Annotated in this window: 12 protein-coding genes; 5 read left to right on the forward strand and 7 right to left on the reverse strand. The window is 45.4% G+C overall.

Annotated elements, in window-relative coordinates:
- Positions 1-42 precede the first annotated feature (42 nt).
- The gene (locus tag AB2J24_RS13290) at positions 43-630 is read left to right on the forward strand and encodes a uracil-DNA glycosylase family protein (protein ID WP_244627837.1); all 588 of its coding nucleotides are present in this window, start codon (positions 43-45) and stop codon (positions 628-630) included.
- Here the strand turns inward: AB2J24_RS13290 and AB2J24_RS13295 are convergent.
- The 5 genes from AB2J24_RS13295 to AB2J24_RS13315 form a co-directional block, all read right to left on the reverse strand.
- On the reverse strand, positions 627-2528 hold the full coding sequence (locus AB2J24_RS13295) for a beta-galactosidase (RefSeq protein ID WP_367385807.1): 1902 nt from the start codon (positions 2526-2528) through the stop codon (positions 627-629). The genes AB2J24_RS13290 and AB2J24_RS13295 overlap by 4 nt on opposite strands.
- Positions 2525-4624 carry an alpha-galactosidase gene (locus tag AB2J24_RS13300; protein ID WP_367385808.1) on the reverse strand — a complete coding sequence of 700 codons (2100 nt, stop codon included), beginning with the start codon at positions 4622-4624 and terminating at the stop codon, positions 2525-2527. Before AB2J24_RS13300 ends, AB2J24_RS13295 begins: the two co-directional genes overlap by 4 nt.
- Entirely contained in the window at positions 4624-5472 is an 849-nt protein-coding gene (locus AB2J24_RS13305) for a carbohydrate ABC transporter permease (protein WP_367385809.1), read from the reverse strand. The genes AB2J24_RS13300 and AB2J24_RS13305 overlap by 1 nt, the downstream gene beginning before the upstream one ends.
- Positions 5473-6537 (reverse strand): carbohydrate ABC transporter permease, encoded by a 1065-nt coding sequence (locus AB2J24_RS13310; protein ID WP_162653567.1) that lies wholly within the window; start codon positions 6535-6537, stop codon positions 5473-5475. It lies immediately after the preceding gene.
- Positions 6538-6823: 286 nt separating this feature from the next.
- Positions 6824-8065 carry an ABC transporter substrate-binding protein gene (locus AB2J24_RS13315; RefSeq protein ID WP_162652026.1) on the reverse strand — a complete coding sequence of 414 codons (1242 nt, stop codon included), beginning with the start codon at positions 8063-8065 and terminating at the stop codon, positions 6824-6826.
- Positions 8066-8180: 115 nt separating this feature from the next.
- Between AB2J24_RS13315 and AB2J24_RS13320 the strand changes: the two genes are divergently transcribed.
- Genes AB2J24_RS13320 through AB2J24_RS13335 form a run of 4 tightly spaced genes read left to right on the forward strand, consistent with a single transcriptional unit; the run spans position 8181 to position 11659 of the window.
- A complete protein-coding gene (locus tag AB2J24_RS13320; protein ID WP_162652025.1) occupies positions 8181-8975 on the forward strand; it encodes an IclR family transcriptional regulator in 795 nt (264 codons plus the stop codon).
- 19 nt (positions 8976-8994) lie between these two features.
- On the forward strand, positions 8995-10056 hold the full coding sequence (locus AB2J24_RS13325) for an ABC transporter ATP-binding protein (RefSeq protein ID WP_162652024.1): 1062 nt from the start codon (positions 8995-8997) through the stop codon (positions 10054-10056).
- A gap of 53 nt (positions 10057-10109) precedes the next feature.
- Positions 10110-11051, forward strand: a complete 942-nt coding sequence (locus AB2J24_RS13330; RefSeq protein WP_367385810.1) for a 2-dehydro-3-deoxygalactonokinase — start codon at positions 10110-10112, stop codon at positions 11049-11051.
- A complete protein-coding gene (locus tag AB2J24_RS13335; protein WP_162652022.1) occupies positions 11051-11659 on the forward strand; it encodes a 2-dehydro-3-deoxy-6-phosphogalactonate aldolase in 609 nt (202 codons plus the stop codon). Before AB2J24_RS13330 ends, AB2J24_RS13335 begins: the two co-directional genes overlap by 1 nt.
- Positions 11660-11877: 218 nt before the next feature.
- Here the strand turns inward: AB2J24_RS13335 and AB2J24_RS13340 are convergent, their stop codons facing one another.
- The gene (locus AB2J24_RS13340; protein ID WP_367385811.1) at positions 11878-14346 is read right to left on the reverse strand and encodes a TRAP transporter large permease subunit; all 2469 of its coding nucleotides are present in this window, start codon (positions 14344-14346) and stop codon (positions 11878-11880) included.
- A 139-nt stretch (positions 14347-14485) separates the two neighbouring features.
- Complete coding sequence (locus tag AB2J24_RS13345) at positions 14486-15589, reverse strand: TRAP transporter substrate-binding protein (RefSeq protein ID WP_174244211.1); 1104 nt, start codon at positions 15587-15589, stop codon at positions 14486-14488.
- Positions 15590-15726: the final 137 nt, after the last annotated feature.

The following is a 15726-nucleotide window of genomic DNA, read 5'->3' on the forward strand; positions in this document are numbered from 1 at the left end:
TCTCTTTTCCAAGTGTTATGTTTGATCTTATGAAGGTTTGTTTTGAACAATGTAAATAAAAGTATCGACCGCTTACTTAAAGATGTGCGCTCTTGCCAAGTATGCGAGGGGTTACCGCTCGGCCCAAGACCGATTTTACAAATGAGTGGAGACGCTAAAATTTTAATAGTCGGGCAGGCACCTGGACGTATCACACATAACAAAGGTATCCCATTTGACGACCCATCGGGTAATCGTTTGCGTGACTGGTTAGGTATCTCACGTCAGACTTTTTATGATGCGAAGAAAATGGCAATCGTTCCAATGGGGTTTTGTTTCCCAGGGACAGGTAAGGGCGGAGATCTTCCACCGAGGTCTGAATGCGCTGAAACATGGCGTGAAAAGCTGCTTGCAGAACTGAAGAATGTCGAACTTACATTGGTCATAGGTCAATACGCGCTTGATTGGCATATTAATGATGGTCAAAAAATGACGCTTACAAAACGTGTGTCTATGTGGCAGAATTATATGCCAAACATGTTGCCTTTGCCGCACCCTAGTCCGCGAAACAACCGTTGGTTAAAGACAAATCCATGGTTTGAGATCGAGATTTTGCCTGCGTTGAAAGCGCGCGTAGACGAACTTCTCTAGTGTTCGATCCACGTAGCGCCCGCTGCCGACAACACGATATCATCAAGGACCTGTTCATTTTTCGAGTAATTAAAGAAAAAAGTATGGTCGCGCGTGCGCTTTAGGCGAACCCCAGTTGGTAGTTCGAGTGTCTCAATATCCAGTTCAGAAAGAATTCTTTTAAAGGTTAGTTTAAGTGCTTCGTCATCAAGCCAAGCCGCAAGGTATAACAAGTTATTTTTACGAATTAAGATGGGAGCGCCATCTGCTGTTTTCTCGATGACATCTTCGCTGGTCTCAATTTCTTCCACCCAATTTATGGCTTTTCCGCCGTTTTCAAGTTTGCGGTCGACATTCGAACGCAGTGTTTCGACGCGCGAAACAGTTATATCCAACTGATCCAGATCAGGTGCAAGGTTTTGCGGAATTTGAAAATCTTTGGTTTTCGAATTGAAACGAGGGCCTGCGAGAACCAAGCCATCAAATGTATTTAATGAGTGCTTCAAATCATCATCAAGAGTGAATAATCCTGGGAGTAGGACGAGTTTATAGCCCTCTAATTTGGGTCCATTCCCGCTGATGATATCCACATCTACACCCATGGAGCGCAGACTTTTATAGCAATTAAACAGCAGTTGGAAGTAATCAAAACTCGCGCCTTGTGGTTGAACCTCACTTGCCCATTGTGATGGGTAGTCAAAGATCAATGCAACGGGTGCCTGTATCTGAGTAACATCACCAAACGCTTCGATATCATCCTTGACTTGTTTAGCTTCTATAAGACCTTGCGCGTCCCTATGGTCGGGTCGCAAAAGTCCTGCATGCATTTGCTCTTGGGCAAATGGCGCTTGCCGCCATCGAAAATAATTAACGGATTCGGCACCATGGGCAATAGCTTCCAAACTCCATAAGCGAACCATACCATTAAGGGGTGCTGGATTAAAATGCGCCCAGTTCACCGGCCCAGGCTGTTGTTCCATGACCCATAAGCGGCCATTTCCCACATTGCGGTACAGGTCATGATGAAAAGCTTGGAAATCAGGATCCCCTTGCTGATAATATTCAGCTTTGTGTTCTTCATTAGCCTTAATGATCATTTCCAGGAAACCAAGTGGATAGCTGTCCCAACTGGCAATATCTAAATCTGCGCCAATATCAAAATGATCAAAACCGGTGACCTTTCCCATATAATTATGAACAAGTGGCATATCAGTATATCGACGCAAAATATCAGCTTGTAGTTTATTAAAGGCGACTACTTGATCTGACGAAAAGCGACGAAAATCCATAACATGCGATGGGTTTGGTTCTGTTACTGTAAGGTTCGGAACATCAATCTGATTAAAATCATCATACTCCATCGACCAGAAAATATTGCCCCAAGCCCGGTTTAATGCATCAGGTGATTGGTACTTTTGTGCAAGCCAATTCCGAAATTCGTCGCGTGCAGATGGACCGAACGATTGCGTTGTTTCGTGGCATCCATATTCATTATCGGTCTGCCATGCTTGAACCGCAGGATGTTTCCCATAACGTTCCGCCATTAGTGTTACAATATTTGCGCATTGTTGCTTGTAGCCTTGATGGGAAAAACAATAGTGCCGACGTGAACCAAATTTTCGCGGCTGACCATTTTGATCCATGGCAATCATGTCGGGGTACTTTTCAATAACCCAATTTGGCGGTGTCGCGGTTGGTGTCCCCATGATGATTTTCAGGTTTGCATCGCTCAGAATATTGACTGCGCGATCTAGCCAACCCCAATCTAATTGGCCTTCTTTTGGCTCGATCCGGCTCCATGCAAACTCGCCAATGCGAACCCAGTCAATGCCTGCATCACGCATACGTGCCGCATCATCACGCCAAATTTTTTCATCCCAATGTTCAGGATAATAACAGGTGCCTATTGTCGGTTTCATAAAATTTTCTGTCCTTCAACAACCCACATCGTTGCGGGAAAAGCTAATGGTAATCGTATGCCCATATGCATCAGGCTTTGGCCTGATAATTCAAGCGGCCCATCTCTTAAGGCGACTTGGCCACGGCTCGTGCGGTGAGCATCTTCAGGATTTCGTAAAGATAGCTTGTATCGAGCATTTGGATCAAGGCCAGTAAGTGCAGTGGGCCGCGCGAAAATAGCATCGGTTGTTCTCATCTGCCCAACAAATACGACGAAGCGATCACCGTTTTCTGATATACATATTTCAGCGATCTGCGATTGATCACTCGTGTCAAGACGATGCGTAAAACCTTGATGCATCCAGACCCGGTTCTCGCGATACCAAGATGTTACATCCTTTAGGATGTGCGTTTCATCGTCGGTGAGTTCGCGCGGGTCCATCTCAAAACCCATATGGCGACTGGCCGCGACCCATGCTCTGAAAGACATCGGCAAAATGCGCGCAGATGTATGACATAGGCGCGGTCCGACATGAGAACCAACCGCATCATTCGGAAGCCACATTGCAGCATTATTTTGAATCTCGAAACGTTCAAGCCCATCATTGCTGTCAGATAACCACACGCGCTGGCAATGTTGCAATACACCAAAATCTATTCGCCCACCGCCAGATGCGCAAGATTCAAACTCAACATCCGGGTGTATTTGCCGTAAACGAGCTAACAGAGCATAAAACCCATCCGTTTGCTTAGAGCTTGCATAGGGTAGAACACGATTGTGATCCCACTTCACATAAGTGATTTTATGAGAGCTTAATATTGCGCTTACCTTCTCAAATAAGTAATCACTCACCTCAGCCTTGTCGAGATTGAGCACCATCTGCTGCCTGCCGAGTAATTGATTATGATCACCCAAAATCCAATCTGGATGTGCACGGTAAAGATCACTGTCAGGATTAATCATCTCAGGCTCGAACCAAAGGCCAAATTCCATCCCAAGATCATTGATGTGATCGATAAGCGGAGTAAGGCCATCTGGATATTTACGTCGATCAATATTCCAATCACCTAGACTCGATGTATCATCGTTGCGTCCTTTTGTAGGCGAACCAAACCAACCATCATCAAGAACAAATCGCTCCGCGCCAAGCGTCTGAGCGTGTTCCGCTATTTCCTTCAATTCATCTAACTTATGATCAAAATAGACCGCTTCCCAACAATTGTAATGTACAAGGCGAGGGCGGGTTGCGGCTTTAAATGGGAGGATTTCCTCTCGCGCATGTTTTTGAAAACTATGTGCAATACCGTTTAGTCCATCACCAGAATAACATGCAAATAGCGATGCTGTTTTCTTGTGTGTTGTTGGGCAATTATTAGCATCTGAAGAATGGCCAAATTGAATTTGCCGACGCCCATCTTGCAGCTCTTCGGTGATCATGCGGTGTCCGCCGGACCAACCGTAATGCAAGCCAAAACACCCACCTTTAGAATTTGTGGTGCCTGTTTCGGGGATCAGAACGCCTGGATAGGATTCATGCCCTGATCGGCCTGACGGGGTTTCGCGTAGCCTTGCGCCAGATACCCAGGGAACCTCTTTCATTTGAAATTCGCGACACCAACGGCCAGAGATTTCTATCGTATTGGTCGAATTCTGTGGAGCCGGTAGAACCGGTGCGGATAACCAATCGATAAAGATAGGTTCCTTACTATCTACACGGGTCTGCATTTCCAGTATGTCAGAGCTTTGATGCGCAGTAATTTCAAAACGAATTGATATGTCATCACTGGCCGCTTTGCAGACAAATACTAACTTATCTTTCAAAACATTTACGTCAGTATGCGTGAAGTCGGGGCACAAGCTGGCACCATCAAGGCGCCTGAAGATATTGCCATACTGGCCTTGAAATGTTGTCGTGATTTTTGGTGATAATGTAATATCAGGCACTGCATCCAGCATACCACCTGCGACATCCATATTCGTGGACAATACAAGTTGGGTTAGGTCTTCAGTTTCTGGTAAAGGCGCACCCCAGTAGCACACAGAGGGAAGCTGCTGCTTCTCACTCTGCTTAAAAACTATGCTCTGACGTGGCGTGTTAAGACGCCATGTCTTCATTATTTGACGGCTCCTAATGTAAGGCCAGCAATAAAGTGCTTTTGCATCAGGAAGAACATAAGCACAGGAGGAGCAGCTGCCAATAAGGATGCTGCAGAAATTAATTGCCATTGTTGCACAAATTCGCCGTTTAACGAACGAACACCCACGGTAATCGGCAAGCTGGCCTCGTCTTGGATCATCACAGTTGCCCAGAAGAAGTCATTCCAGATAAATGTGAAGATCAAAACGGCCAAGGCTGCAATAGCCGGTTTTACTAATGGCACGACCACATACCAGAAAATCTTGAACTCACCGACGCCTTCAATGCGCGCAGATTCAATCAAGTCAAAAGGTAGGGCTTTCATGAAATTACGCATGAAGAGTGTGCAGAAACCTGTCTGGAATGCAGCATGAAAAAGTACGAGACCAGGCACTGTATTGTAGATTTCTAAGCTGTTAGATAGGTCAATAACCGGCAGCATTAATATCTGAAATGGCACAAAATTGCCCGCGACAAAAATGAAAAATAGCGGCAGCGCCCATCGGAATTTGTAGGTCGCAAGCGCATAACCGGTAATGCAAGCAAGCGCCACTGATACAACCACAGTTGGTATAGTAATAATGAACGTATTGACCATGAAATTCAATGCATCTGGATGCGTCAGAACTTGAGTGTAGTTTTCAATGAAATTGAATTCACTCGGAATACCAAAGACGTTACCAGTATTGATGTCCTTTGATGAACGAATAGACGTCATAAAGATCGCGAGAATTGGCAAAAGCCAAATAAGAAGCGAGAATGGAAGAATTGTTTTGTAGGCTAGTTGCATTCTAGCGGATGATTTTTCAATTGGAGAAGGAAACATTTATCTGCCCTCCCTTTCATCTTGATACATTCTGTAGAGAAAGCCGCTTATGAAAACGAGCATGATCGCAAATAGAACCGTTGCAATTGATGAGCCATAGCCGTAACGGCCAACACCTTCGCCCACAGCTTGGTCGAACATATAATAAGATAGAACATTCGTTGATCCAAACGGGCCGCCTTGGGTCATTGTCGCAACCATATCAAATGAACGAAGCGCCCCGACAACAGTTACAACCACTGCGATGAATGTCGCAGGCTGCAGTTGGGGCCATATAATGAAACGTAGCATGTTCCAACCCTTGGCATTATCTAAGCGGGCTGCCTCGATTTGATCGTGGGCTACATTATTAAGGCCCGTTAGATATAAAATCATGCAGTAGGCGATTTGGGGCCACAGACCAGCCGCAATAATCCCGTATGTTGCATAGTCCTCGTCGCCTAAAATGGATGGTGGATCGATGGAGCAAACAGTCGTAAGATTTCCCATGATATTTGTTTTGTCTTCGCAGAAGAATATGCCCCATGCTTCAGCCAGGAGGCCAAATTCGGGATTATATGCCCAAGCAAATATTAGCCCGACAACAACTTGCGAGATTACAAATGGGAAAAAGAAGAGGGATTTATAAATCCGGATACCACGAACGGTTTGGTTCAAGAATAATGCAAGAGCAAGACCAATTGGAACAGCAAGCATGAATAACCCAAGCCAAAGAAAGTTGTTCCAAAGTGACGTCCAGAATTTTGGATCATCCCAAAGCACGACATAGTTATGCAAGCCAATCCATTCACCAGTCCAAACGCCGTTGATGTCGTAAAGACCATCCCAACGAGTGAAAGAATAGGAGATTGACTGAAAAATCGGGATGATGACGTAGACAGAGAAAAATACAAGACCGACTGATAAGAATATCCAGGGTGAAAATGCAATCTTGTTCCGTTTGTAAATGGCTGAATTGGTGATCGCAATAAACAAAGCAATTAACGCAACGACCAGAAGCGTAACCCGGATTAAAAATGCGGGGACGCGGGCCAAAGTACGTTTTTCGTAGTTAAATGTGGACATAACGCTGTCAATATTGATGTTATACATAGCAACAAGTGCCGCGACAGCAAAAAGTACACAAACCACTACCAGTGGCATGTTGGAATCTGTTCGATTTATCTGCATTGAAGTGTCTAACGCCATTGGTCCCTCCACAAGGCATTGATCGAAGTTCAGATCATTAGCCTTCAACTTAATCCTATGATCAAATTTTATATCATTAGAGGCAAGTGTCTAACGATATGAAATGTGGTCAGTGTTGGAGAAGAGGGCCGGCAATAGCCGACCCTGCAGATTTTTAACGAACCTATTTGTAAACTTCAGCCTGAACTTTATCGAGATCAGCCAAAATTTCATCAACCTTGCTTGGATCAAGCATGAACTTTTGGAAGCCTTCCATACCGGCCTTTGCCATTGCAGCCGGTGCGTCACGGTCATAGAATTGAGCTAGACCAGAAGCCGTTGATACTGTTTCAAAGCCTTCAACAATGAATTTGTCATCTTTGTTGATTTCTGCATCTGAGTTTGGTGGAAGTTGACCAAGAGTTTTATTCCATTCGCCCTGAATTTGTGGCGTTGCAATGAAAGACAAGAACTTCTTCGCGTCTTCTTTGTTCTTGGCATTTGCTGGAATGAACAGCGCATCCGCAGGAGCTTCCTCAGCACGAGCTAGCCCAGGTGTGATTTCTGGAAATTGGAAGAAATCGATTTGATCATCCGTCAAACCAGCATCTTTATAGCTGGATACTGAGAAGTTGCCCATGACGTACATTGCTGCATCGCCATTTGCAAAAGGTGCAATCGCATCTTGCCAAGACATCGTTGCATGGTTTTTAACAGGTGTACATTTGTCGATCATCTCTGCCCAGTTAGCAAAAGTTTTCTTAATCCGGTCATCTGTGTATTTGATTTCACCTGCGGTCAATGCATTGTGCACTTCATAGCCATTGGTACGAAGATTGATGTAATCGAATACACCAGCGGCAGTCCAAAGGAATTTTGTACCAATTGTAAATGGTGTAACCCCAGCGTCTTTCATCGTGCCGCAAGCCTGAAGCATTTCGCCCCAGTTTGATGGTTCTGAAAGATTAAGCTTATCAAAGATGTCTTTGCGGTAATAAACGCCCCATTGGTAATATGTGTATGGAACACCCCATTGCTTACCATCACGCGTCATGGTCGGTTTAATGGCTTCAAATTTTGAAGATAGATTTGCATCCGATGCCCATAGGTCAGAGATATCTTCAAAAAGGCCAGCATCAACAAACGGAGCCATTCGGTTGCCCGGATACCATGATGTGATATCAGGCGCATCGTTGGTCAAAAAGTTACGGATCGCTGATTTGTGAGCTTCACGGTCTGTGTTGTTTACAGTCACATTGATATCTGGATTTGCAGCTTTAAAAGCTTCTACAGCTGCTTCGAAAGCCGCTTTTGGTGCTGGGTTCAAGTCATCAAAGTTAATGACGAGATCACCGGCCATCGCGGCTGTCGACAACATAGATGTCGCAAACAATCCCACAATACCTGATTTTAAAATTGAATTCATTTCTCTCTCCCTTTGTTCCAAATAATGAAACATAATTTTGAATATTGAAATCTTAAATCGTTTGCGGTAGGGTTGTCAATAATATTTATCGCTAGGTAGCGGCGATGGGGGAGGGATGACAGAAATGGCGCAGGCAAATGTTGGAGATGGGACTGTTGGAAAGGCACTGGCTGCTTTAGACCAAGTCGCGTCTATGGGGCGGCCTGTTAGGTTTGGGGAGCTATTAGAAAATAGCGAATATCCTAAAGCTACACTTTATAGGTTCCTTCAGACACTAACCAATCAAGGCATGTTGTCCTTTGATAAGCACACGCAAACCTATAGTTTGGGCGTACGCCTGATTAGGCTTGCCCATGCTGCATGGCGCCAAAGTTCACTTGCTCCAATCGCACGCCCGTTTGTCAAAGAACTTGCTCAAGACGTACAGATGACAGTTCATTTAGCACAACTTGATGCTGGGCAGGTGCTTTATGTGGACAAGCGTAACCCTGCAAATCCGATTGAAATGTATTCTGAATCTGGCAAAGTTGGGCCGGGTTATTGCACAGGTGTTGGCAAGGCTATGCTTGCGTATCTGGAAGAAGAAGAACTGCAACAAGCACTTCAGCAACAATCCTTCCACAAATTTACGGCAAATACACTAGATAATGCAGATGCACTGATCGCTCATCTATCCGAAATCAGAAAATCTGGAATTTCGTTCGATAGGGAGGAGCACGAGTTGGGTATTATCTGTATTGCCGTTCCAATACTGAGCGTGAAAAACCATGTTTTAGGTGCCATTTCCGTTACGAACTCAACCCATAGGTCATCACTTGATGAGATGGAGAAACTTGCGCCGCGTGTTCTTGAATGCGCGAAACAAATTGCTACGGCCTCGGAAACATGGCGTTTTCCGGAGCACAACTAAAACCACTAAGGAGCCATGCATGTCTGGTCTTAAGCTTTCAAATATTATTAAAAAGTACGGCAAAGTAGAAGTCATACACGGTGTCGATTTAGATATTGATGATGGTGAATTTGTGGTTTTTGTTGGCCCGTCTGGTTGTGGTAAATCAACACTTCTTAGAATGATTGCTGGCCTGGAAGAAACAACAGGCGGTCAAATCGATATCGGCGGTAACGACGTTACACATGCTGATCCCGCAGAGCGTGGCATTGCCATGGTTTTCCAAACATATGCACTTTATCCGCATATGACCGTGGCAGAAAATATGGGCTTTGGTCTTCGTATGAACAAAGTGCCTAAGGATGTCATTGATGAGAAAGTGGCAAAAGCGGCGGCGATCTTGAAGCTTGAAGAATATATGGACCGTAAACCAAAAGCGATGTCTGGTGGTCAAAGACAAAGAGTAGCCATTGGTCGCGCAATTGTTCGTGGACCGGAAGTGTTTTTATTTGATGAGCCTTTGTCAAACCTGGATGCCGAGCTTCGGCTCGAGATGCGCGTCGAAATTGCCCGCCTTCATCGTGAACTTGGTACAACCATGATTTATGTGACCCATGATCAGGTTGAAGCGATGACGCTTGCTGATAAAATTGTTGTTTTGCGTGATGGTCTTATTGAGCAAGTTGGTGCACCGCTTGAACTCTACGAAAATCCTTGCAACCAGTTTGTGGCCGGTTTTATAGGTTCACCTGCAATGAATTTTGTTAGCGGTGAACTGAAAGCTGGAAGTGTAACAGCGGAAGCGTTAGCTGGAGCTAAACTGTCTCCAAAGTTTAAAGATGCCATCGCTGATGGGTCTGTTACAATAGGTATACGTCCAGAGCACATTGAAACTACTGACAAGCCAGGTAACTTAAGCGTTGATCTCGTTGAAGAACTTGGCGGCGTATCGTTTATCTATCTTTCGACCCAGTCGGGAGAAAAGATCATCGCGGAAAAGAACGGTCGAGCGAATGTCAAACTTGGTGATAGCGCCGGCGTTTCTTTTGATGAAAAAGATGTTCTTTACTTTGAAACTTCAACTGGTAAGCGTCTGTACTAAACGGTTTCATTTTAAGCACTATTGTTCAGATTATGAAAGGACAGGCGTATTTTATGTTAGATGATCGCAAAGACACAAGCCTAGACAGGGGCGAAGACACGTGGATTGCGGTTGATTGGGGTACCAGTAATTTACGTGTTTGGCTGATGTCATACAGGCAGGTGGTCGACGCAAAAACAGCAGATACAGGCATGAGTTCACTTGAACCTTGCGAATTTGAAGCCGCATTGCTTGAGTTGATTTCGGATTGGCTTGATGATCATTCAGGTACCAGAATGCAAATTGTTGCTTGTGGGATGGTCGGCGCACGGCAGGGGTGGATAGAAGCACCTTATGTGCAAGTCCCTTGCAATCCTGTTGCAAGTAAAATTGTTCAACCCAAGACACATAATCAACGTTTGGATGTGAATATATTATCTGGTCTCAGCCAAATGGACCCTCCCGATGTTATGCGCGGCGAAGAAACTCAGATTGCAGGTTTTATATCAGGTCGTGAAGACGTGTCGGGTATTCTATGTATGCCAGGAACGCACAGTAAATGGATTTGTCTTAATCGGGGTATGGTCGAACAATTTACGACAGCTTTAACTGGTGAGCTTTATTCGCTGATCTGTGAGCATTCTGTCCTAAAAACGCTGACAGATAAAAAAAGTGCCGATGCAGATGAATTTGCGAAAGGCATAGCAAGGGCTGTTCATGCGCCAGATATGGTTTTGAATAGTATTTTTTCCTTACGCGCTCGTGCTGTTTTGCAGGGAGCAAATCAAATTGAAACAGCTGCTTTTCTTTCCGGCTTATTGATTGGTTCTGAGATCGTATCGATTATGAAGAACATGCCGTCAGGAAAGCTCTATTTATTAGGGGCTGGCAAGTTAGGCGAGCTTTACAGTCAGGCTCTTCATATCCTTGGTCATGATTTTGAAAAGATAAATGTGACCGAACTCACGCTTAAAGGTCTAATTCAAGCGCGAGAAACTCTTACAAAGGTAAAATAATGTCAAGAAATTTGATCGCGATTTTGCGCGGTGTTGAAAATCATGAAGTGTTAGAAATCTGCCAAGAATTGGTAGCAATCGGGTTTAATAAGATTGAAGTTCCACTCAATTCACCGAATGCTTTGAAAAGTATTGAAATATTATCAAATGCCTTTGATGATGATATCATGATTGGTGCAGGCACTGTGTTAAGCGCCGATGATGTTCTCAACGTAAAGAAAGCAGGTGGTACTTTGATTGTCTCACCTGATTGTAACCCTGATGTGATTGATGCAACGATAGCAAACGGTATGGAAAGTTGGCCAGGTGTCGCAACTGCGACAGAAGCGTTTACTGCCATTCGTCACGGTGCAACAGGTTTGAAATTATTCCCCGGTTTTGCACTTAAGCCAGAAGGTCTCTCCGCACTAAAAGCAGTACTGCCGAAACATGTGCCTGTTTATGCGGTGGGTGGTGCAGGTCCGTCTAACTTTGCGGAATGGGTCAAGGCTGGTGCCTCAGGCTTTGGTCTTGGTTCAGCGCTTTATCAGGCAGGATTATCTGCGGGTGAAGTTGCCGCACGTGGCAAAGATATTCTTGAAGCTTACGACAAGGCATTTCAAAACTAACCCTTCCAGACACTCGTAAGATATATTATCCCTCTGACGGTCAGAGGTTTTTGTGCTGGTAATTTTTGTGACATACAAAAAGGGCGCTCTGTTTGATGATAACAGAGCGCCCTTAATATGTCGGTTCCTTTAAAATTGAGTCAGCAAGTATAAAGAAATGACTGACTCAGATAAGTGTTTAGTACATGGAACCTATGTCGCTTAGTAATGGTTGCATACTACTGGCTCATCCAAGCTGGCAGCCAAAGCACCAACTGAGGGAAGATCAATAGTAGGACCAGGCCGGTCAGCTGTACTAGCATGAACTGCATCATACCAAGATAGATGTCCTTAAGATCCCAGTTCGGTACAACCCCCTTCAAGAAGTAGGCCGAGAGAGCAACAGGCGGACTGAGCCAAGCTGTTTGCAGGTTCACCGCCACAAGGATGCCGAACCAGACCATCAGATCATAGCGATCTAGCCCATGCAGATCCAACGCTTGAACCACAGGTAACAGGATTGGAACAACGATTAGAACAATCGGAACCCATTCCAGTGGCCAGCCAAGCAAAAAGATCAGCGCCATCACCAGCAAGAGCATGATATATGGCGACAGATCCGTGCCAAGCAATATATCAGTCAACAATTGCGGTGTACCTAGTGAACTGAACTGTGCACCAAAGAAGTTGGATGCGGCCACGAGGAACATAATCAACACTGTTAGTTCCAGTGTTTTGATCATGCTATCAAAGAAGCCCTTGATGGTGAACTTTCGGTACCCGATGGACAGCAGAATCGCTCCAAAGGCACCCATTGCCGCAGCTTCTGCAGGTGTCGCAAAACCAAGTAGAATTGAACCAAGCGCAAACGAGATCAGGATCGTTGGCGGCATTAGCCCTGCAAAGAACTCATCCCAAAGCGGTGCAAAGTAGAATTTTTCCTCCGCCTCTTGGCTATAAATATGACGCCCCAAGAAAGCCAACAGCAGAATGAACGCGGCCATCACAATTGACATAACGGACAGGCTGCCATCATCACCACGGTTCGCAAAGACCATGTATAGGTGGAACAGAACCGCCACAGGCAGAGCTATGCGCAGTATAGGTAATTTGCGATAGGCCTGATAAGCAACCGCCAGCACGATCAACAGCGCAAGCAATCCACCAAATGGGATCACGCTAAACGTTCCGCCAATACCAAGGCCAAAGACCCTGCATATTGTCAAAACGCCCAGACAGATTAAAGCAACCTCTGCACCATAGAATTTGGACGTTTCAGGCTGATCTTCTTCCGAAAGGATAGGCCCCAAACTAGGGTTCAGCCAGCACCGTCCAAGCGTGTACAACAGATACAAGGCTGCGAGCATCGCACCGGGAACAAACGCCGCCCGGAATAAATCAAGCGTGGATACCTCAAGCACTGGTCCCAGCACGATTAGCATGATCGACGGTGGAATCAGAATACCCAAGGTTCCGCCGGCTGTAATGGTCCCTGCAGCTAGTTTCACATCATAGCCGGCGCGGCTCATCGTGGCACCCGCCATAATACCAAGCATGGTCACAGATGCACCAACAATACCTGTCGCTGCCGCAAAGATCGTAGACACGATCAACACGGCAATGAACAAAGCACCACGCACGCGTGACATGATCATTTGGATGGACGAGAATAGTCGCTCCATCAGGCCCGCATTTTCCATTACGATCCCCATCAGCACGAACAATGGCACCGCCATAAGTTGATCGTTTAGCATTGAAGAGTTAGTTTGGAGAGTGAAAATAAATGTCGTTTTCAAGAAGCTATCACCCCAGATCCCGAACACAAATGCCAAGAAGACAAGGGTAAACGCGATTGGGAAGCCGATGAAGATCACAAACAACATTGCAGCAAGCATGATGAGACCGATGATAGGCTTATCCAGAGACGATTTGGCTTTTGTTAAAGCCTCGAACCATTCACCACCAGGTACCATTTGTGGTTCAAACACTGCGAGCACGAGCCAAACTAAACCGATGAGATAAATTGGCAATAGTCTTACAAAGATGCGCTCTCGCTCTTTTCCCATTTTGTGGAACGCTCGGAAGATCTCAGGCAAACCCTGCAACAGCAATAGTGCACCACCAATTGGCATTGCTATACGCGCAGGCCACAATAGAGGGCCCCATGCACTATCCACTTGGTTTGTTTCTCCGTTAATGAAGGCTTTCCACCAAAATTCAGACGCCACCCATGTAAAGAAAATCATGGAAGGAATAAAGAACAGCAAATACAGGGAAGCATCGACTGTGGCCTGAGTTTTGTCCGACCAATTCCGATAAAGAAAATCAGCGCGGATATGTACGCCGCGCATTAGGCCATAGCCAGCCCCTGCCATCCAAAGGACACCCGCGATCATTCGACTCATGTCATAAGCGATCAATGTGGGTCCCAAGCCAAGGGCATCAGATATCCAGCCCAAGCCAGCATTCGTCAAAATTGAGTCACCATTACGAGAGAACACCTCCCAGACCACAATAGCGATTAAGGGCACCAACATCAGAGCAATTAGCTGACCCGCGCGATGGTTAATAACATCAATGACAGCTGTAATAGGGCGCTGCCAAGATGTCATATCCTCAGGTGTTTCCCCTGGCTCTTCTGCGCGACGTTCTGCAATCAGCTCGTCGGCAATTTCAAGATCTTCCGGATTTGGTTCCTCTGCGGCCATGTCTACACTCCCTCCCGTGGTAAGTCTTCAGATCTAAGATTTATTTGATCTGAGGTTTCCTTTTCGAAAAGGATCTTAATCCCTTTCGAAAAAGAAACACGAGGCCCTCAAAAGGGCCTCGCGAAACTATGTGAAAGTATTATTTCAATGTGTCAGCGTGGGCTTTGCCTAAGCTAGCATTTGATGCTTGTGCGCCAGCCCAAAATGGAACAGCGATATCAGCAAAATCTTTCTGCGACTGCCATACTTCAGCGAAGAATTCATTTTCGTCAGCTGCAGCTTGCAGAGATTTCTTCGCAGCAGCCATGTATTCTGTGAAATAATCAGCTGGTGTATCTTCAAGAATAACGCCATGGTTATCTGTCAAGTCTTTTAGAGCTTTACCATTTTCATAAATACGGTAAGACATAGACTTTGACAAAGACGCATTAGCAGCAACTTCAAGAGCTTTTTTCTCGATGTCAGTCAAACCGTCATAAAAATCACCGTTCACGTACAAATCAGCGTTCACAACAACTTGGTGTAGACCTTGCAAGTAGTAGTGCTTTAGAACCTTTTGGAAACCAAACACACTGTCAGGTTTTGGGCAACACCATTCAGCCGCGTCAATTGTGCCTTTTTCCAGAGCTGGTAGAATATCACCACCACCCATAGCAACAGCAGGAACACCGACTTCAGCGTAAGCGGCGCCAACCATTCCTGGAGGTGCGCGGAAACGCATTTTACGGAAGTCATCCATAGATGCGATTGGTTTTGGGAACCAACCTAGAGCTTCCGGGCCAACTGGTTGTAGCATGAAGCCTTTTACATTTACGCCCATTTCATCCCATAAACGGTCATAAAGCTCTTTACCACCGCCAAACTGGAACCAAGATAAGAATGCGATGTTGTCCATTCCAACACCAGCACCAGCAACTGGTGCACCAAACAGGTTGGCTGCAACGTGCTTACCACCCCAATAGTGGGTCCATGCAAAGCCACCTTCTACTAGGCCAGCATCAACTGCATCCATGATGTCGCGTGGGCCTACAACAGCACCAGCTGGCAGAACCTCAATCTTAAGCGAACCATTTGTTAATTCTGAAACATCGTCACCAAATGCTTTCAACATTACAACTTCGTCGGCTGTTGTTGGCAACACTGATTGAACGCGGATAACTTTCTCTGCCAAGGCAGAAGAAGCCATTAAAGTTAGGCCGACAGCTGTTGCTGCGATACCTTTAGTAAGTTTGGATAAATTCATTGATTTATTCCTCCCAATGTTACGCCTTCTCCCTAAGTCTACGGCCAAGACACGAAGGCATCTCTCTCAGCCTGATTTGGCAGTTCAATTATGTCTTAATTGAACTACAATTTCCACCATTAAATAATTGATTATTT

The sequence above is a fragment of the Lentilitoribacter sp. EG35 genome (assembly GCF_040784015.1).
In the GTDB taxonomy this organism is placed as follows: domain Bacteria; phylum Pseudomonadota; class Alphaproteobacteria; order Rhizobiales; family Rhizobiaceae; genus Lentilitoribacter.

Coding starts and splice junctions, on each gene's coding strand:
- AB2J24_RS13295 (WP_367385807.1), bottom strand. CDS start 2,528: ATGAAACCGACAATAGGCACCTGTTATTATCCTGAACATTGGGATGAA.
- AB2J24_RS13300 (WP_367385808.1), bottom strand. CDS start 4,624: ATGAAGACATGGCGTCTTAACACGCCACGTCAGAGCATAGTTTTTAAG.
- AB2J24_RS13305 (WP_367385809.1), bottom strand. CDS start 5,472: ATGTTTCCTTCTCCAATTGAAAAATCATCCGCTAGAATGCAACTAGCC.
- AB2J24_RS13310 (WP_162653567.1), bottom strand. CDS start 6,537: ATGTCCACATTTAACTACGAAAAACGTACTTTGGCCCGCGTCCCCGCA.
- AB2J24_RS13315 (WP_162652026.1), bottom strand. CDS start 8,065: ATGAATTCAATTTTAAAATCAGGTATTGTGGGATTGTTTGCGACATCT.
- AB2J24_RS13320 (WP_162652025.1), top strand. CDS start 8,181: ATGACAGAAATGGCGCAGGCAAATGTTGGAGATGGGACTGTTGGAAAG.
- AB2J24_RS13325 (WP_162652024.1), top strand. CDS start 8,995: ATGTCTGGTCTTAAGCTTTCAAATATTATTAAAAAGTACGGCAAAGTA.
- AB2J24_RS13330 (WP_367385810.1), top strand. CDS start 10,110: ATGTTAGATGATCGCAAAGACACAAGCCTAGACAGGGGCGAAGACACG.
- AB2J24_RS13335 (WP_162652022.1), top strand. CDS start 11,051: ATGTCAAGAAATTTGATCGCGATTTTGCGCGGTGTTGAAAATCATGAA.
- AB2J24_RS13340 (WP_367385811.1), bottom strand. CDS start 14,346: ATGGCCGCAGAGGAACCAAATCCGGAAGATCTTGAAATTGCCGACGAG.
- AB2J24_RS13345 (WP_174244211.1), bottom strand. CDS start 15,589: ATGAATTTATCCAAACTTACTAAAGGTATCGCAGCAACAGCTGTCGGC.